General features: G+C 72.3%; 17 protein-coding genes. 9 read left to right on the forward strand and 8 right to left on the reverse strand.

Annotated elements, in window-relative coordinates:
• Nucleotides 1-6: 6 nt before the first annotated feature.
• On the reverse strand, nt 7-792 hold the full coding sequence (locus tag ACZ7OY_RS09690; RefSeq protein ID WP_471910885.1) for an SAM-dependent methyltransferase: 786 nt from the start codon (nt 790-792) through the stop codon (nt 7-9).
• Nucleotides 793-1,130: 338 nt separating this feature from the next.
• Here ACZ7OY_RS09690 and ACZ7OY_RS09695 point away from each other — a divergent pair, with 338 nt between their 5' ends.
• From ACZ7OY_RS09695 to ACZ7OY_RS09735, 9 genes are all read left to right on the forward strand, one after another.
• Nucleotides 1,131-2,030, forward strand: a complete 900-nt coding sequence (locus tag ACZ7OY_RS09695) for an alpha/beta hydrolase (protein ID WP_471910886.1) — start codon at nt 1,131-1,133, stop codon at nt 2,028-2,030.
• Nucleotides 2,020-3,048, forward strand: coding sequence for an NAD(P)/FAD-dependent oxidoreductase (locus tag ACZ7OY_RS09700; RefSeq protein WP_471910887.1), 1,029 nt, complete (start codon nt 2,020-2,022; stop codon nt 3,046-3,048). Before ACZ7OY_RS09695 ends, ACZ7OY_RS09700 begins: the two co-directional genes overlap by 11 nt.
• A 14-nt stretch (nt 3,049-3,062) precedes the next feature.
• Nucleotides 3,063-3,362, forward strand: coding sequence for a 2Fe-2S iron-sulfur cluster-binding protein (locus tag ACZ7OY_RS09705; protein ID WP_471910888.1), 300 nt, complete (start codon nt 3,063-3,065; stop codon nt 3,360-3,362).
• Between the two features lie 94 nt (nt 3,363-3,456).
• Entirely contained in the window at nt 3,457-4,686 is a 1,230-nt protein-coding gene (locus ACZ7OY_RS09710; RefSeq protein ID WP_471910889.1) for a fatty acid desaturase, read from the forward strand.
• 38 nt (nt 4,687-4,724) lie between these two features.
• Nucleotides 4,725-5,198, forward strand: a complete 474-nt coding sequence (locus ACZ7OY_RS09715) for a cobalamin-dependent protein (protein WP_471910890.1) — start codon at nt 4,725-4,727, stop codon at nt 5,196-5,198.
• Entirely contained in the window at nt 5,195-6,664 is a 1,470-nt protein-coding gene (locus ACZ7OY_RS09720; RefSeq protein WP_471910891.1) for a methylaspartate mutase, read from the forward strand. Before ACZ7OY_RS09715 ends, ACZ7OY_RS09720 begins: the two co-directional genes overlap by 4 nt.
• Nucleotides 6,664-7,626 carry a quinone oxidoreductase family protein gene (locus tag ACZ7OY_RS09725; protein ID WP_471910892.1) on the forward strand — a complete coding sequence of 321 codons (963 nt, stop codon included), beginning with the start codon at nt 6,664-6,666 and terminating at the stop codon, nt 7,624-7,626. Before ACZ7OY_RS09720 ends, ACZ7OY_RS09725 begins: the two co-directional genes overlap by 1 nt.
• A complete protein-coding gene (locus tag ACZ7OY_RS09730) occupies nt 7,623-8,723 on the forward strand; it encodes an EamA family transporter (protein WP_471910893.1) in 1,101 nt (366 codons plus the stop codon). The genes ACZ7OY_RS09725 and ACZ7OY_RS09730 overlap by 4 nt, the downstream gene beginning before the upstream one ends.
• Entirely contained in the window at nt 8,720-10,228 is a 1,509-nt protein-coding gene (locus ACZ7OY_RS09735; protein ID WP_471910894.1) for a pyridoxal phosphate-dependent decarboxylase family protein, read from the forward strand. Before ACZ7OY_RS09730 ends, ACZ7OY_RS09735 begins: the two co-directional genes overlap by 4 nt.
• 101 nt (nt 10,229-10,329) lie before the next feature.
• Here the strand turns inward: ACZ7OY_RS09735 and ACZ7OY_RS09740 are convergent, their stop codons facing one another.
• Genes ACZ7OY_RS09740 through ACZ7OY_RS09770 form a run of 7 tightly spaced genes read right to left on the reverse strand, consistent with a single transcriptional unit; the run spans nt 10,330 to nt 17,753 of the window.
• Complete coding sequence (locus ACZ7OY_RS09740; RefSeq protein WP_471910895.1) at nt 10,330-11,655, reverse strand: aminotransferase-like domain-containing protein; 1,326 nt, start codon at nt 11,653-11,655, stop codon at nt 10,330-10,332.
• A gap of 26 nt (nt 11,656-11,681) precedes the next feature.
• A complete protein-coding gene (locus tag ACZ7OY_RS09745) occupies nt 11,682-12,968 on the reverse strand; it encodes an ATP-grasp domain-containing protein (protein ID WP_471910896.1) in 1,287 nt (428 codons plus the stop codon).
• 30 nt (nt 12,969-12,998) lie between these two features.
• On the reverse strand, nt 12,999-13,955 hold the full coding sequence (locus ACZ7OY_RS09750) for a transketolase family protein (protein WP_471910897.1): 957 nt from the start codon (nt 13,953-13,955) through the stop codon (nt 12,999-13,001).
• Complete coding sequence (locus ACZ7OY_RS09755; protein WP_471910898.1) at nt 13,952-14,794, reverse strand: transketolase; 843 nt, start codon at nt 14,792-14,794, stop codon at nt 13,952-13,954. Before ACZ7OY_RS09755 ends, ACZ7OY_RS09750 begins: the two co-directional genes overlap by 4 nt.
• Complete coding sequence (locus ACZ7OY_RS09760; protein WP_471910899.1) at nt 14,791-16,086, reverse strand: DegT/DnrJ/EryC1/StrS family aminotransferase; 1,296 nt, start codon at nt 16,084-16,086, stop codon at nt 14,791-14,793. Before ACZ7OY_RS09760 ends, ACZ7OY_RS09755 begins: the two co-directional genes overlap by 4 nt.
• A gap of 43 nt (nt 16,087-16,129) precedes the next feature.
• The gene (locus ACZ7OY_RS09765) at nt 16,130-17,182 is read right to left on the reverse strand and encodes a BtrH N-terminal domain-containing protein (protein ID WP_471910900.1); all 1,053 of its coding nucleotides are present in this window, start codon (nt 17,180-17,182) and stop codon (nt 16,130-16,132) included.
• Nucleotide 17,183: 1 nt separating this feature from the next.
• Nucleotides 17,184-17,753 carry a hypothetical protein gene (locus ACZ7OY_RS09770; protein WP_351602660.1) on the reverse strand — a complete coding sequence of 190 codons (570 nt, stop codon included), beginning with the start codon at nt 17,751-17,753 and terminating at the stop codon, nt 17,184-17,186.
• Between the last annotated feature and the right edge of the window lie 2 nt (nt 17,754-17,755).

A 17,755-nucleotide genomic window follows, 5' to 3' on the forward strand; every position in this document is an offset into this window, starting at 1 on the left:
CGGGACTCAATTCCTGCGGGCGACTCCGCCGTAGATGGCGGACACGGGGCCGGACCCGTCGGCCTCCTCGGTGGGGTGCCATTGCGAGGCCAGCACCACACCGGGCTCGGCCAGTTCGAAATCACCGAAGAATCGGGCGACCTGTTCCCGGGTCCGGGGATGCATGTCCTCGAAGGCGCGCCTCAGTGTCTCCTCGCTGTTGCGGTCCCCCCAGGGAATGTCGCCCGCGATGTGGGAGACGACGAGATAGCTTCCCCGGGGCAGGGCTTCGCGCAGAACCGCGGTGATCCGTTCCGGATCCGCGCTCTCCGGCACGAAGTGCAGGACCGCGCCCAGCACACAGGCCACCGGGCGGCCGGACCGGATCAGGGCCTGGACGGCCGGCCGGGCCAGCAGCTCCTCGGGTTCCAGGATGTCGCCCGGTACGAAGTCCGCGCCCTTGCGGCCGGCGATGAGCTCGCGCGTGCGCCGCCCGACCTCGGCATCGACGTCGCAGTAGACGACGGAGCCCGAAGGGGACTCGCCCAGGGCGATCTCGTGCGTGTTCGGCGACACGGGGAAGCCGGAACCGATGTCGATGAACTGGTCGACGCCCTGCCGGACCAGCCAGCGCACCGCCCGGGACAGGAAGGCGCGGTTCGCCTGCATCGTCGTCAGCAGGTCGGGGGCCTGCATACCGATCCAGGCACCGGCCGCCCGGTCGGCCGCAAGACCGTTCTCGCCGCCTATGAAGTAGTCGTAGACCCGTGCGGGGTGCGCGTCCGGGCTTTTCTCAAGGTTTTCGATCGTCATGAGCGGCGTACTTCCCCTCGATTCCGTATGACACTTCGGATCAATGCCGAGGAAAAGGGTGGCACGGCCGGGGCCATGCCGAAGTAAGCAGGACGCTTAGCCGCGGGAATGAAAGATCAACGCAATGCGCCCGGTGAATGAACTTGTCGCGGACGCGCCCGACGCCGACGCGATCATAGCGTTCTTCCCGGTGCGAACTCCCGCGCCTTGTCGTGCACCTTCGACATCAACGAAATGGGCGACACCAATGAAATGGGGGCGTTCCAATGCCGCTTAATCCCATCGTTGAGGGTATCAGGAACTATCGCCTGGCAACCGGTTTCACCCCGCTCTACACCATGTCGGTGGAAGAGGCCCGAAAAGCGGACGCCGCCACGGAGGCCTCGGTCTGGGACTGGATCGAGCCGCCCAAAGAGATATTCGACATGGATATCTCCGGTCCGGCCGGCCCGATGACGCTCAGGGTCTACCGCCCGCAGACCGAGAGCGACGAGCCGCTGCCCGTACTGGTCTATTTCTTCGGCGGCGGTTTCGTCGTCGGCTCCCTGGACACCTCCGAGGCGTTCTGCCGGGCACTGTGCAGCATGGTCTCCTGCGTCGTCGTCTCCGTGAGCTACCGGCTGGCGCCCGAGCACCCGTTCCCGGCGGCCATCGACGACTGCTACGCCGCCGTGCAATGGGTGGCGGAGAACGGGGACCGGATCGGCGTCGACGGCTCCCGCATCGCCGTCGCCGGGGACAGCAACGGCGGCACCCTGGCCGCGGCGGCCTCCCTGATGGCCAGGGACCAGGACGGACCGCGGATCAGCGCCCAGGTGCTCGTCTACCCGGCGCTGCAGCACGGCTCCGCGACGGACTCCATGCGCGAGAACGTGGATCCGATGTTCTTCAACGGCATCTCGGTGCCCTGGTTCTGGGGCCTCTACCTCGCCGACCCCGCCGACGGCGACTCGCCCTACGCCTCACCGCTCAACGCGAGCGACCACAGCGGGCTGCCCCCCGCGCTCATGATCACGGCCGAGTTCTGTCCGCTGCGCGACGAGGGCAAGGCCTACGCGGATGCCCTCGCGCTCGCCCAAGTGCCGGTGGAGCACCGCGCGTACGCGGATCTGCCGCACGGGTTCCTGTCCATGGCGGCAGTGCTCGACACCGCCAGGGAGGCACTGGACGGGATCGTCGACTTCCTGCGCCGGCGGTTGGGGCTCGACGAAGAGGGAGGTGAGAGCAGTGGCACCTGAGGCACCGGTGACGTCCGCACCCGAGGACGGCCCCACCGACGTCGACCTCGCCATCGTCGGCGCCGGTCCCACCGGCCTGTACGGCGCGTACTACGCGGGCTTCCGCGGCCTGAGCACCGCGGTCGTCGACGCGCTGCCCGAACCGGGCGGCCAGGTGGCCTCGATGTATCCCGAGAAGCTGCTCTACGACATCGCCGCGCACCCCGCCCTCACCGGCCGCGAGCTCGTCGACAACCTGGTGCGCCAGGCGGCGCCCTTCGAGCCCCGCTATCTGCTCGGCGAGACGGCCACCACCCTGGTGGCGGACGGCCCCCGCTGGATCCTCGGCACCGACCGCGGTGCCCGGATCCGCGCCGGAGCCGTCCTCGTCGCCGCCGGGCTGGGCAAGGTCACCCCGCGCAGGCTGCCGTGCGCGGCGGCGTACGAAGGGCGGGGCGTCGTCTACCACGTACCGCGCCTGGAGGAGCACCGGGACCGCGACGTGGTGATCGCCGGCGGCGGGGACAGCGCGGTGGACTGGGCGCTGGCACTGGCCCCGATCGCCCGCTCGGTCACCCTCGTGCACCGCCGGGCGTCCTTCCGCGCCCATGAGCACAGTGTGCGGCAGCTGTACGGGGCCCCCGTCCGCGTCCTCACCGACGCCCAGCCGGTCGCCTGTCACGGAACCGGCCGCCTCGAATCCGTGGACATCGGCACCCGGCACGGCGACACGCTGAACCTGCCCGCGCACACGCTGATCACCGCGCTGGGCTTCGTCACCAACCTCGGTCCCCTGGCCGGCTGGGGGATGGAGCTGGAGTACCGGCAGATCCGGGTGGACGCCGCCATGCGCACCAGCCTTCCCGGGGTGTACGCCGTCGGCGACGGCTGCACCTACCCGGGCCGCGTCCCCCTCATCTCGGTCGGCTTCGGCGAGGCCGCCACCGCCGTCAACCACGCCGCCGTGGCCCTGCGCCCCGGCGCCCGCCTCGCCCCCGGCCACTCCTCTGACGCCCATCCCGAACTGGTCCCTGCGTAGGAGCTGAGACAGCGTTGGTTCTGAACAAACTCACCCTGATGCCGCACGGCCTGGAGGTCCTCCTCCCGGCCGGCGCACCGCTCACCGACCTGGAGAACGAGACCGCCCACCGGGTCATCCCCTTCGGCTGCCAGTCGGGCGCCTGTGGCGCCTGCGTCATCGAGGTACTGGAGGGGCCCGACTCGCTCGGGGAGATGGCCCCCGACGAGAGCGACTTCCTGGAGGACCTGGGACGGACCGGCGGCAACTTCCGTCTCGCGTGCCAGTGCCGCCTGATGGCCGCCGCGACGGTCCAGGTCGCGGAGGAGCAATGAGGAGACCGCGGGGTGCGGGCGGGCGCCAGTGCCCGCCCGCACCCGCACCGCCCCGCCTTCACGCCTTCCGTCCCGTGCACGCAGAGGAGACTCCGTGACCCTGCTCAACTCGCCGGCCCCGGTGATGCGTCCCGCCGTACCGCCGGCGCCCGCGCAGACCGCTTCCGCCGACCCCCGGGAGACCATGCGGCGCCTGCCCCGGCCGTTGCAGTTCCCGGCCACGCTGTTCACCGGCAAGGCCCTGCCGGGGCAGCCGTCCCCGGGCTGGACACCCGGCTTCCACCTGGCCACCGCCACGCTCTCGGTCGTGCTGGGCACGCTGACCGGCGTGTTCGCCTGCACCCTCGGCCATCTCCTGCTGCTGCCGGTCGGCTGGGCGGTGACCCTGCACGGCCTGCGCAATCTGCGCATGATGGTCTACCACCAGTGCTCGCACCGGAACATGTACCGCAAGCGCCGCGTGGACCGGGCCGTCGGCCACGCCATATCCAGCCTGCTCGTCATCCAGAACTTCCAGCGCTACAGCCGCGAGCACGTCCGCGACCACCACGCGGCGCAGCACATGACGCTCAAGGACCCCACCGTCCAGGCGTTCCTGGTCAGTCTCCGGCTGCATCCGGGCATGACGCGCCGTCAGATGTGGCGCAGGCTGCTGCTGAAGCTCGTCTCGCCGCGGTTCCACTTCGGTTTCACGGTGTCCCGCGTCCGCTCCTTCTGGAGCGAGTCGGCCCGCAGCGAGCGGGTGTCTGCGCTCCTGCTGTACGGCACGGCCGTCACCGCCACGGTGCTCACCGGCACCTGGCAGACCCTGCTCGTCGTCTGGTTCGTGCCGCTGTTCCCGCTGTTCCAGATCAGCAACACCCTGCGGCTGTGCGTCAAGCACACCTTTCCCGTCCCGGGCGTCGTGACCCGGCACGGCCGCGCGTACTTCTCCAGCCTGACCAACGCCATCTTCATCGGCGACGCGCTGCCCTCCGCGGAGCTGCCCCTCGGCCGCCGCGCCGTCGCCTGGGCCCGCTGGACGCTTCGCCTCGTCCTGCTGCACGCCCCGTCGCGCTATCTGGTCCTGACCGGCGACACGGTCGTGCACGACTTCCACCACCGCTACCCCGCAGCCCCCCAGTGGGCGGACTACCTCTTCGCCCGCCAGCACGACATCGACTCCGGACACCAGGGCTGGCCGCCCTACCACGAGGTCTGGGGGCTGATCCCGGCGATCTCCCACGTCTTCGACTCGCTGTCGGCCGCCGATGCCGAGGAGTTCGACGTGAACCGCCTGAGGGCGGTCAGCAAGCGCGAACTGTTCGCGGCCTTCGACGACTGACGACTGACGTATGCGACCCGAACGATGAGGAACCCCTGATGCCATCGGTACCGAACCAGCTCAGCCAATCGCCGGCCACCCGCAAGGTCATCCTCGGCGTGGCGGCCAGCGACAGCCACGCCGTGGCCAACCACCTGATCGCGTTCTTCCTGCGCGGCCTCGGCTTCGACGTCGTCAACCTCGGCACCTGCACCCCCGTCGAGGAGTTCGCCGAGGCGTGCGGCCGCCACCCCGAGGCCGAGGCCGTCATCATCGGCAGCCTCAACGGCCACGTCCACGAGGACCTGCGCGGACTCGACCGGGCCAAGCAGTCCGGCCTGATCACCTGTCCCGTGATCGTCGGCGGCAACCTGTCGGTCGGCAGTCACAAGGACGGCTCCGCGCACGACCGCCTCTATGCCGCCGGCGTCGACCACATCCTCGGCGACCCGTCCGAACTGCCCGCCCTGCTCGATGCGTTGCAGGTCGAGCGCGAGCGCGCGGCGGTGACCCTGGGCCTGGCGGCGTCATGAGTCTGACCTCGCTCCCGGGGCGCGGCACGGCACCGCGCCCCGGCACGGCGGCGGGTCCGCTGCCGACGCCGGCCGAGTCCGCCGCGTACATCGCCGCGCTCGGCAAGCCCACCGCCGCCGAGGTCCTCGGCCGGTGCCGCGCGCAGGGCAGGGTGGCGATCCAGCCGCGCTGCGGCGTCGGCGGACACGAGGAGATGAAGGCCCTCCTGGCCACCCTGGAGGCCGAGGTCGCGCCGGACATCCTGACCCTCACCATCGACTCGCACACCCGGCTGCTGCGGTTCGAGGAGGCGCTGCGCACCCTCAACCTCCGTCCCGCCGACCTCAACGGCTACCCGATGGTGGCCCACGGCTGGCGGCGCGGCCGCGAGCTCAACGAACTGCTCGCGGCGCCGCTGGAGATCCGGCACGGCTCCCCGGACGCCCGGGTCCTGTTCGACGTGTCCGTGGCCTCCGGCATCACCTCCTTCGAGGGCGGCGGGATCTCGTACAACCTGCCCTACTCGAAGGCCGTGCCGCTCGCCGGGTCCCTCGGCGCCTGGCAGGACGTGGACCGGCGGTGCGGGGAGCTCGCCGAGCACGGTGTGGTCATCGACCGTGAGCTGTTCGGCACGCTCACCGCCGTGCTGGTGCCGCCCTCCATCAGCCTCGCCATCAGCGTCCTGGAGGCGGTGCTCGCCGCCCGCGCCGGGGTCCGCTGCATCTCCGTCGCGTACCCGCAGAGCGGCCATCTCGCGCAGGACGTCGCGGCCCTGCGGAGCATCCGCGTGCTGGCCGAGCGCTACCTCCCCGCCGGGATCACCGTCCACGCGGTGCTGCACGAGTTCATGGGCGTCTTCCCCCGGGAGCGCGGCAACGCGGAGGACCTGATCCTCTACGGTGCGCTGGTCGCCCGGCTCGGCGGCGCCTCCAAGCTCATCACGAAGACCTACCAGGAGGCGTACGGGATCCCCGACACGGCCGCGAACGTGGCGGGCCTGCGGCTCGCCGACCGCGCCAACTCGCCGCTCCTCGACTTCATCACCGTCGACGAGGACCAGGTGGGCCGGGAGACGGAGTGGATCCTCGCCGAGGTCGCCGACCTCGTCGAGCCGCTCCTGGGGCAGACCGATCTGATCGGGGCGATCGTGGAGGCGTTCGCGGAGGGCCGCCTCGACATCCCCTTCAGCGCCAGCCGGTACGCCCGCTCCGACCTCATCCCGCGGCGCGACCGCTCCGGCGCCATCCGCTACCTGTCGACGGGCGCGCTGCCGTTCTCGCCGGCCCATGTGCGCCGCAACACCGAGCTCCTGCACGCGGTCGACGGCCCGGATCCCGGTCTGGACGCGCTGACGCGGGGCCTCACCGCCGACATCAACCACTTCCGGCACGTGTTCCGGGAACAGGAGCCGTCCGCCGCCGCGCCCCGCTCCGCCCCCACGCCCGTCGCCGCCTCCCGCACCCCACGAACCGAGGAACCGAACTGATGCGAGCCGTCCACGTCACCGCGGCGGGCGCCCCCGCCGCCCTCACTCCCACGGAGCTCCCGGAGCCGGCCGCCCTCCCCGGGCAGGCCGTCGTCCGCAACGCCGCCGTCGGCCTCAACTTCATCGACGTCTACTACCGCAACGGCACCTACCCGGCCCCGTACCCGCTCGTCCCGGGCCAGGAGGCCGCCGGCGTCGTCACCGCCGTCGGCGAGGGCGTCGAGGGGGTCGCCCCGGGCGACCGCGTCGCCTACGCCACCCAGCTCGGCGCCTACGCCGAGTACACCGCCGTCCCCGCGGCCAAGCTGGTCCCCGTCCCGGAGACGGTGACCCTGGAGGACGCGGCCACCGTCCTGCTCCAGGGCCTGGCCGCGCACTACCTCAGCCACACCACCCACCCGGTGGCGCCCGGCGAGACCGTCGTCGTGCTGGCCGCCGCCGGGGGCCTGGGCCGGCTCCTCGTGCAGCTGGCCGCGCACCGCGGCGCGACCGTCGTCGCCGTCGCGTCCAGCAAGGAGAAGCGGGAGACCGCCCTGGCGGCCGGCGCCCACCACGCCGTGCCCTACGAGGGGTTCGACGAAGCCGTACGCGAACTCACCGGCGGCGAGGGCGCGCACGTGGTCTACGACTCGGTCGGCGCGGCCACCTTCGAGACCAGCGTCAGGGCGCTGCGCCGGCGCGGCACCCTCGTCGTCTGCGGCCTGTCCAGCGGCCCCGTGCCGCCCGTCGACGTGGAGCTGCTGCGCACCTCAGGCTCGCTCCACCTGACCCGGCCCACGCTCGCCGACCACGTGCCGGACGCGGCGTCCCTGCGGGCCGCGGCCGCCGAGCTGTTCGGCCACGTCGCCGCGGGCGTCGTACGCCCGGACGTGCGGGCGCGGCTGCCGCTGGCCGACGCGGCCCGGGCGCACGCGCTGCTCGAAGGCCGCGGCACCACCGGCAAGGTGCTGCTCACGCCATGAGCATCGACATCGCAACGAACGCGAGCGCGAGCGCGCTGCGGAGCCCGGATGCGGGCGTGGGCACGGGCACGGGAACGGGCTCGGGAACGGGCGCGGGGACGGGCACGGGGACGGGTGCGGGGACGGGCACGGGGACGGGTGCCGCCGTCGGACGCCGGGGCATCGGTGTGGTCCCGGCACCGGCGCTGATGCTCGTCGGCATGGTCAGCACCCAGGTGGGCGCGGCCTTCGCCAAGCAGCTGTTCGGCACGGTCGGCCCGGCGACGGTGACCCTGATGCGGCTCGGTTTCTCGGCCCTCGTGCTCCTGCTGTGGTGGCGGCCCTCGGTGCGCCTGGACCGGCGTACGGCGGGCGCCGTGGCCGCCCTCGGCGTGGCCATCGCGGGCATGAACATCTGCTTCTACCTGGCCATGGCCCGGATGCCGGTGGGGGTGGCGCTCACCGTCGGCATGGCGGGGCCGCTCACGGTCGCCGGCCTGTCCTCGCGCCGGGCCGGGGACCGGCTGTGGATCGTGCTCGCGGCCTCGGGCATCGCGCTGCTCGGCTGGCAGGGCGGCGCGGCGGGCCTCGGCGGCCTGCTGATCGCCCTCGTCTGCGCCGTCTTCTGGGGCTCGTACGTGCCGCTGTCGGCCCGGGTCGGGGCGGTGCTGCCCGGCGGCGGGCTCGCGCTCGCCATGGCCTTCGGCACACTGTGCTCCCTGCCGGCCGGGCTCGCGGAGGGCGCGGGCACGCTGGCCCGTCCCGAGGTGCTGGCCTTCGGCTTCGGTGTCGCGATGCTGTCCTCGCTCGTCCCGTACACCTGCGAGATGGAGACCCTGCGCCGGGTGTCGAAGCTGGTCTTCGGCGTGCTGCTCAGCCTGGAGCCGGCGATCGGCGCCCTGACCGCCCTGGTCGTCCTGCGCGAGACCCTCTCCCCGGCCCAGGTGGCGGGCCTGGTCGCGGTCGTGGCCGCGTCGATCGGCGTCATCCGCGGCTCGCGCAGGGCCCCCGCCCCCGACCCGGCCCCCGAACCCGCCCCCGACCCGGACTCCGCCCGCTCCCCCGCCCTCACCACCACCCTCACCGCCACCCTCACCGAAGGACACCGGAAGTCATGATCTCCACTGGCAGGAACGCGGCCCTCGCAGGGCGTCCGGAAGGGCTGGAGCAGCTCAGGAGCCTCCTGGACACAGCGCTGCGCGCCCTCGGTGACGCCGCCCTCAAGCGGGGCGGCCCGGTGGCGCCCGGCGGGCCCGAGGCGGCCGTCGCCGCGGTGCACGAGGTGCTGGGCGGCGGCCGGCTGCTCGCCGACGAGCCCGGCGCGCAACGGGTGACCGAGCTCTTCGAGGCGTACGCGAGGTGGGCCGTCGACCTCACCCATCCCTCGGCCGTGGCCCGCATGCAGTGCGCGCCCACCGCCGCCTCCGCCGCCGCCGAACTGCTCGCCGCGGCCCTCAACCAGTCCCTGCACGCCTGGGAGAGCGGCCCGTTCGCGCTCGAACTGGAGCGGCGGCTCATCCAGGAGATGGCCTCCTGGGTCGGTTTCGGCGCGGAGGCCGGCGGGACCCTGACGCCCGGTGGCTCCGTCTCGAACCTGATGGGCCTGCTGTTCAGCCGGGAGCGTGCGCTGAAGGACACCGGCGCGGTGTCGGCGACGGGGCTCGCGGGCCGCCCGGTCCGCCCCCGGATCCTGTGCTCCGCGGCCGCCCACTTCTCGGTCGCGCGGGCCGCCGGCTTCCTGGGGCTCGGCCGCTCCGCCGTGGTGAAGGTGCCGGTGGACGACCGGGGCCGGATGCTCGCCGACGAGGCCCGCCGGATCGTGGAGGGCTTCGACGCCGACGAGGTCCCCGTCGCCCTCGTGGCCACGGCCGGCACCACCGACCACGGCTCCTTCGACCCGCTGCCCGAACTGGCGGACCTGGCCGCCGAGTACGGGATCTGGCTGCACGTCGACGCCGCGTACGGCATCGGCGCGCTGTTCTCGCCGAGGCTCGCCCCGCTCCTGGACGGCCTCGGCCGGGCCGACTCGGTCGCCTTCGACCTGCACAAGTTCGGCTGGACCCCGGCCTCTTCGAGCGTGCTCGTGGTCCGTGACCGCAGGCACATGGAGTGCCTCGACGAGCAGGCCGTCTACCTCAACCCGTCCGACGACGAGGCCCTCGGCTTCACCTCCCTGCTGGGCACCTCGCTCCAGACCACCCGCCGCTCCGACGCCCTCAAGATGGCCGCCACGCTCCTCACGGTCGGCCGGCAGGGCATGGGCGACTGGGTGGACGCCTGCCACGGGCAGGCGCGCTACGCCGCGAGCCGGATCGCGGCCGCCGACGGCCTGGAGCTGGTGGCGGATCCGCTGCTCACCACGGTCGTCTTCGGCTGCGCCGTCGAGGACGGGACCCCTGCGGCGGACGAGAGCGCCTTGAACGCGGCGGTGCGCCGCGGGCTGATGGCGGACGGCCGCGCCCTGCTCGCCCGGACGAACGTCGCGGGACCTGACGGCACACCGCGGGTCCGTCTGAAGCTGGTCTTCCTCAATCCGACGACGACCGAGGACGACATCGACGCCCTGCTCGGGGACGTCTCGGCCATGGCCCGCGAGCTCGCGGGCCGGCCGGCGCAGCGCTAGGGCCGGAACTCCCTTTCGCGGCACGCACGCAGAAGCCCCGCAGGTCGTCGACCTGCGGGGCTTCTGCTCGGGGTGGGGTGCCGGGACCCGCCGCCGCACGGTCAGGCCGTACGGTCGCGGACGAGGGCGGCGAGGCGCGCGAGACCCTCCTCGATCCGTTCGGGGGTGAGCACGCTGAAGGAGAGGCGGATCTGGTGCGTGCCTCCCCCGTCGGGATAGAAGTAGCGCATCGGGGTCCACAGCACCCCGAACCGGCTTGCCGAGTACTCCAGCATCTCGGCGTCGGCCTCGAAGGGCAGGGTGACCACCGCGAACATGCCGCCGCCCGGGATGTTCCAGGTCGTCCGGGGAGCCGAGCCGTCCGCCGGGGCGGGGAAGTGCCTGTCCAGGCCGTCCAGGACCGCGGCGAGGTTGCGGCGGTAGATCTCCGTCTCGCGCTGGGTGGCGCGGGTCATGCTGCAGTCGTTCGCCAGCAGCTTCCCGCCGATCACGGCCTGGGAGATGGTGGACGTGTTCAGCGTCAGCATGCTCTTGAGCTTGGCGAGCTGGTCGGCCAGCAGCGGGCCCTCGCCGGGGCCGGCGCCCTCGACCACCTGGTCGGCGACCACGTAGCCCACCCGGGCACCCGGGAAGGCCGTCTTGGCGAAGGAGCCCACGTACACGACGCGTTGTGCGGTGTCCAGGGACTTGAGCGAGGGCAGGCGCCGGCCGTCGGCGTTGAACAGGGAGTACGGGTTGTCCTCGATGACGAGGATGTCCTCCCGTTCGGCCACCTCCAGGAGCCGCCGGCGATCGGCGAGGCTCATGCTGAGCCCGCTGGGGTTGGCGAAGTCCGGCACCACGTAGCAGGCGCGCGGCCGCAGTCCCCGCTGCCGGGCCCTGCCTATCCGGACCACCAGGTCCTCCACGTCGATGCCGCCGGCGCCCTCCGCGACGGGCAGCACCGGCATGTCCATCAGACGGGCCGCCCCGAGGAAGCCCACGTAGGTCGGTGCCGGAGCCAGGATCACGTCCTCGCCGCCCGTGCGCAGGGCGCGCAGCAGCAGGATCATCGCCTCCTGGCAGCCGGTGGTCACCACGACGGACTCGGGGACCGCGCTCACCCCCTCGTCGACGGCGAGGTGGCGCACCAGGAGGTCCGTGAGCAGCCCCTTGGTGTGCCCGTACTGGAAGAGCACCGTCCGTACCTGGTCGGGGTCGAGGCCGCGCTCCACTTCGAGGTACTTGCGGAACCGTTCCAGGTAGTCGTGGATCTGCAACGGGTCGTAGAACTCCTCGTAGGGCCGTCCGGCCGAGAAGGACACGGCCTGCGGGAACCGCCCGGCGGTTTCGTTGAGGAGCGTCATGGAACTCATCACCGGGTCGGACAGGGAGCCGTGCAGATCCTCCAGTTGCAGCGTTGCGCCACCGGCGCTGCCTGTGATCATGGATACACCTTTCCGTGTGGTGCGGATCAGATGTGCGAGGTCCGCCGGGGGACGGTCTCCAGGGCGTACGAGGCGGCGAGGCGCCGTATGTCCCGCTCGACCTCCGCCGTGCTCGCGCCGGAGAACGCGAACTTGCCTGCGGTGGGGAAGACGGAGATGTCGCCGTTGAGCGGCTGGCCGATGCCGGGGATGTCGGAGAGCACCACCGAGTCGGGGCAGGTGTCGAGGCCCCGGATCCGCCTGACCACGCAGGGCTCGCTCTCCGGCAGTGCGGAGTAGAGCCAGCCGGACGCGCCGACGCCCTCGTGGTCGAGGATGCTGCCGACGGCCTCGACCTCGGAGGGCAGGCCCATGCAGGCGAGGACGGACTCGCGGACCAGGTCCACGCCGTAGACCGCGCGGATGGAGTCGCTGATGTAGGCGCCGCCGAAGCGGTTGCCGACCTCGAGGAAGACCAGTTCGTCGTCGGTGGTGAGGAACAGCTCCAGATGGAAGGTGCTGGTGTGCAGCCTCAGCGACTTCAGCACGAGTGCGGTGAAGTCGGTGATCCGTGCCAGCGTGGAGGCGTCGTCGAAGGTGACGCCCGACAGATGCTGCCCGTCGGTCTGGAAGTTGAGGCAGTCGCCGATGTACCGGGAGGCACTGATGAAACGGATCTCGCCGTCGCGTACCACGCCGTCGACATGGCACACCTCGCCCTCGACGAACTCCTCGACCTCGTGGTCGTCGGGGATGCCGTGGGCCCGGGCGTGGGCGAGGAACTCCGCTCCGTCGCGGAACACCGAGATGCCGAAACTGCCGGCCTGGCGCTGCGGCTTGAGGACGAGCCGGCCCGGCACCGCGTCCGCGATCTTCTCCAGGTCGGCGTACGGCGTGCTCGCGTCCACCGCCCAGAACGCGGGCACGCGTATGCCGCCGCCGCGCATGGCCTCCTTCATGCGGACCTTGTCACGGCAGAGCAGCGCCGTCTCGGTGTCGACTCCGGGCACCCCGAAGTGGTCGCGCAGTCGCGCCGCGGGCAGCGTGACGTGTTCGTACATGGCGACGACGGCGGTCGGCGGGCCCAGTTCCGCGGCGAACTCGTCGACCAGGCGGATCATCTGGTCGAGGACCTGGTCGTAGGTGTCGAACTCCAGGGTGTGGGGCACGTCGAGGACGCCGATGCGGGCGAACCGCTGCCGCGCGGCGTGCGACATGCGCTCGGCGACATGCCGGTGCACCAGCAGGGACACCTGATGTCCGCCGAACTCGATCGAGTCGATGTGCTGTTCGGCGAAGCCGACATGGACTACGTGGCTGCGCGTGGTGTCCACGGCGCTTGCCTCCTTAGCGGGGTCCGGGTGTCACGAATGGGAGCTGATCAGGTCGGTGCGGCCGCGGTCGAGGGCGGTACGGACCGTCCGCACCACCCGCTCCGCGGTGAGGCCGTAGTGCTCGACGAGGTGTTCCTGGTTGCCGACCGTGTCGACGAACCGGTCCGGCATGCCGAGTCGCAGCACCGTCCTGGGCACCGACTCCGCCAGTGCCTCGGCCACCGCGCCGCCGAGACCGCCGCCGCGCCAGTGCTCCTCCAGCGTCACCACGAGCGAGGCCGGCCGGGCGGCGGCCACCAGCGTCCGGGTGTCGAGCGGCCGCAGGGTGTGCATGTTCAGCACGGTCGCCTCGACGCCCTGTCCGGCCAGCACGTCCGCGGCGGCGAGGCAGGCGAGCACGGGGTAGGGACCGCAGCTCGCGAGCACCACGTCGCCGCCCTGCCGCAGCGTCTGCGCCGTCCCGATGACCGGTGGCGGGGCCGGGGGCAGCTCCGGCGTCGGCTTGCGGCCGAGCCGGACGTAGAGCGGTCCTGGCAGGTCCAGGCTCTGCTCGACGAACGCCTCCGTGGCGGCGGCGTCGGCGGGCACCACCACGGTCATCCCCGGCAGGACCCGCATCACGGCGAGGTCCTCCAGGGCCTGGTGCGTCGGGCCGAGGTGGCCCGCGGCGAGACCGCCGTGGGTGGCCATGATGCGGACCGGCAGCCGGTTGTAGGCGATATCGATCTTGATCGCTTCCAGGGCCCGGGACGTGGCGAAGGCGGCCATCGTGTTGACGAACGGGATCCGCCCGCACGCCGCCATCCCGGCGGCGATGCCCATCAGGTTGTGCTCGGCGATACCGAGGTTGAGGTACTGCTCGCCGGCCGCCTCGGCGTACTCGGCGCCGAACAGGCCGGTGTCGGAGTCCAGGCACATCAGCTCGGGGTGCCGTCGCAGCAGCGGCAGCAGACGGTCCCGGTACGCCTCCCGGGTCGCGCGGCTCATCCGGTCACCTCGGCGTCCCGCAGGGCGCGCACCGCCCGCGCGTGGTTGCGCGGTGACAGGGTCACGTAGTGGCTGGCGCTGCGGCCAGCCAGGAACGGCAGGCCGTGGCCCTTGACCGTGCGGGCGATCAGCACGCTCGGCCTGCCCGGTTCCCACGGCGCGGCGCCCAGCTCCTGCGCCAGCCGGTCCGGGTCGTGGCCGTCCACCTCACGGACCGCCCAGCCGAAACTGCGCCAGCGGTCGGCCAGCGGCTCCATCGGCGCGATGCCGTCGGTGGGGCCGGTCAGCTGGAGTCCGTTGCGGTCCACCACCGCGACCAGCCGGTCGAGGCGCTGCGACGCGGCCGCGATGGCCGCCTCCCACACCGAGCCCTCCTGGAGTTCGCCGTCGCCGAGCAGCACGAAGGTGCGCGCGTTGCGCCCGGCGTACCGGGCGGCCAGCGCGAACCCGCAGCCCAGCGCGAGTCCGTGGCCGAGCGATCCGGTCGGCAGCTCCACACCGGGCACCGCACGCACCGGATGGCCCATCAGCCTGCTGCCGGGGCGGCCGTATCCGGCGAGTTCCCCGACCGGGAAGAAGCCCCGTTCGGCCAGCGTCGCGTAGAGACCCACGGCGGCGTGGCCCTTGCTGAGCAGGAAGCGGTCGCGATCCGGGTCGTCCGGCCGCAGCGGGTCCACGTTCAGCACCGAGAAGTACAGCGCGGCGAGCACGTCGGCGCAGGAGAAGGCACCGCCGAGGTGGCCGCCCTCGGGCCCCGCGCACATGTCGACGACATGGGCGCGGATCCGGGCGGCGACCGTGTCCAGGGCGTCCCGTTCCAGGACGGGGGTGACGGTCATGAGGCCGCCTTCGCGAGGGTGGCCACCATGTCCGTGTCCGCCCACACCTTCTCGAAGGCGTCCGCGTACATGCCGAGCAGTTCGCCCGCCCCCGGGTGGAGGTGACGCTTCTGGATGGTCAGGGAGTCCGCGATGACCGCGCGGGTCACCGGGTAGCCGGCGCCCGCGACCGTGCCGCGGGCGCCGGTCACGGACCACGGGTAGCCCGAACCGAAGCCGACGCGGTCCACGAACACCTTCTGGTCGGGCAGCGGCATGAGCTGGTACTGCGACATCGGCACGCCCTCGGCGCGCAGCAGCCGCCGCAGGGCCCCGCGCAGCGCCTCCGGCCGCACCCCGTCCAGGCCGAACGCGGCCGGGTCGAACCGGAACCGCAGGATGTGCCAGGCGTGGGTGGTGTCCGGCAGCGCGGTAGGCACCTGGAGGCCGGGCAGCTGCGCGAGCCGTGCGAGGAACTCGGTGACGTTGTGCTGCCGGGCGCGCTCGTAGCCGTCGTACCGGGCGAGCTGCGTGTTGGTGAACGCGGCTTGGAGGGCGTTCATCTTGTAGTTCCAGCCCAGGCCGTAGGACACGTAGTCGCGCTCGCGGCCGGCCTCGATCACCTCGCCGAACTGCCTGCCGCAGCGCATCGCCTCGGCCAGTTCGGCGTCGCGGGTCACCAGCAGGCCGCCCTCGCCGCAGGTCGGTATGTTCTTGCTGACCTGGAGGCTGAAGGCGCCGGCGTCGCCGATCCCGCCGACCGGGCGTCCACGGTGGGTGGCCCCGGGGGCCTGGGCGGCGTCCTCGATCACCGCGAGGCCGTACTTGCGGGCGATCGCGGTGATCCGGTCCATGTCGGCGGGCGCGCCGTGCAGGTGCACGGGGATGATCGCCTTGGTCCGGGGGGTGATCCGGCGCTCCACGTCGTCCGGGTCGATGTTGAAGGTGATCGGGTCGATGTCGGCGAAGACCGGGACGGCCATCTGGTGCACCGGTGCGAGGCCGGTCGCGATGAAGCTGAGGGCGGGCACGATCACCTCGTCCCCCGGTCCGACGTCGAGCGCGGCCAGGGCCAGGGCAAGGGCCGCGGTGCCGTTGGACACCGCGACGCAGTGCTCGAAACCGAACCGGCGGGCCCAGTTCTGTTCCAGGTCGGACACCGGATTGACGCCGTCGGTGTCGGACACCAGCCGTGCGCCGTCGAGCGCGTCGAGGACGGCCTTGCGGTCCTCCTCCTCGACCAACGGCCACTGCACTCGGCGCCGGTCCCTCGGCACGGCCGCCGTGCCGCCGAACGCTGCCAGCTTGCTCATCACTCTCCACTCCACAGGGCCACAGTGGTCGGTATGTGCGGGGTCACAGCCGTGCCGCCGCCGCGCCGACGGCGGCGACCGCGCGCACGTACGCGCCGCGCAGGGTCGTCGCGTGGTGCGCGATGTCGGACGCGGCCGCGCCCGGGTCCTCCAGTCCGTGCGCACCGGTGAACCGCAGTCCGGTCCACGCGTGTGCGACGGCCTCGACCGCGCGTCCGGCTCCGGCGAGCGCCGGGTCGTCCCATTCGCGGCCGCAGCGGCGCAGCAGCTCACCGTGGAGCGAGGCCTGCGCCTGCATGGCCCAGCCGAACGGGTACAGCTCGCGCAGCGCGTCGGCGTCCCCGGCCCGGCACCGCTCCAGCAGTTCCGCCGCGAACGCGTCGTATCCGGCGAGCCCGGTACGGGCGGGGCCGGCCGTGGTGAAGCCGTCGACGTCGATGCGCAGCCAGCCGCCGAGAAGTTCGGGCGTCAGGGGCGCCGCCGGGGCGTCGAGGCGGACGTCGAGGCAGCGCCGGCCGATCCGCGAGTCGCTGAAGAACGCGTCCTGGACGTCGGTCGGGTTGGCCGAACCCCAGCTCAGCAGGAACTTCTCGATCGGGACGGCGCCGCGGAACGCGGGCGGCATCGCGTCGGAGACGTGGACCACCCCGCGGGTCTCGTCGAGGCCGTGGATCACCACCAGGTGCGCGGCGTGCACGTCTCCGTACGCGGGCCGGAACGGCAGGTGGTAGTTGTCGACGGCCGCGATGACCAGACGGTCGTCGGCCAGCGCCTCCCGCACCTCCCGCCAGACGTCGTTCTCGTCGGCGGGCTGCCACCAGCGCGCGTGCAGTTCGTGGTGGGGTGCCAGCGCGGCACCGAGGTCGGTGCCGCCGGACGCGTCGGCGGGGCACGGGTAGTAGAACTCCTCGGACCTGACGTCGCCCGGCAGGTGCAGGAACCGCCACCCCGCGCCGAGCACGGCCAGCGGGTCGGCCCCCTCCCGGAGCAGGACCGAACCGAAGGTGGACTGCAGGCAGCTGACGAGGTCGCGGTACCACCACTCCGGTTCGGGTCCGGTGATCATGTAGGTACGTGTCGTCGTGTCGACGGTCATGTCAGGTCTCCGTCCGCTGGAGGGTGACGGCGAAGACATGCACCGCGACATTGCGGGGCAGCAGGATGCCGGTGAGGCCGGCCCGCCGGGTGACCGGCACGCGCTGCGCCCACATCACCGCCGGAACACCGCGTTGCACATGGTGCGGGTAGTGCATGACGAGGCTCTCGAACGCCTTGACCTCGCCGAACCATGCGGGTGCCGCCCAGAAGTCGGAGACCCGCAGCGGTTCCGTGTCCACGGAGCCGTCGGCGAAGCTCAGCTCCACGGTGTCCTCGCAGCGCCGTTCGGACGCCGCCAGGACGTGGATCCAGTCGTAGCGGCCCTCGGGGACCCGGATGAACTGTCCGGAGCAGCGGATGTTGTCCGGCCCGTCGCAGACCGGGGGGAACTCGAAGGGGACACCGTCCACGTGGACGAGGCTCCCGCCCGCGGGCAGGTATTCGGCCGCGAAAGAGTTTCTCCATACATTGAACGCGCCCGCCCTGGTCTCCGTCGCCGCGGAGATGGCCGTGTTGTTGCGATGACCGGAAACGTCGACCGGTTCGTAAACTGCTGTTCTGACACTCACTG

The organism is Streptomyces sp. NPDC107559 (assembly GCF_055657365.1).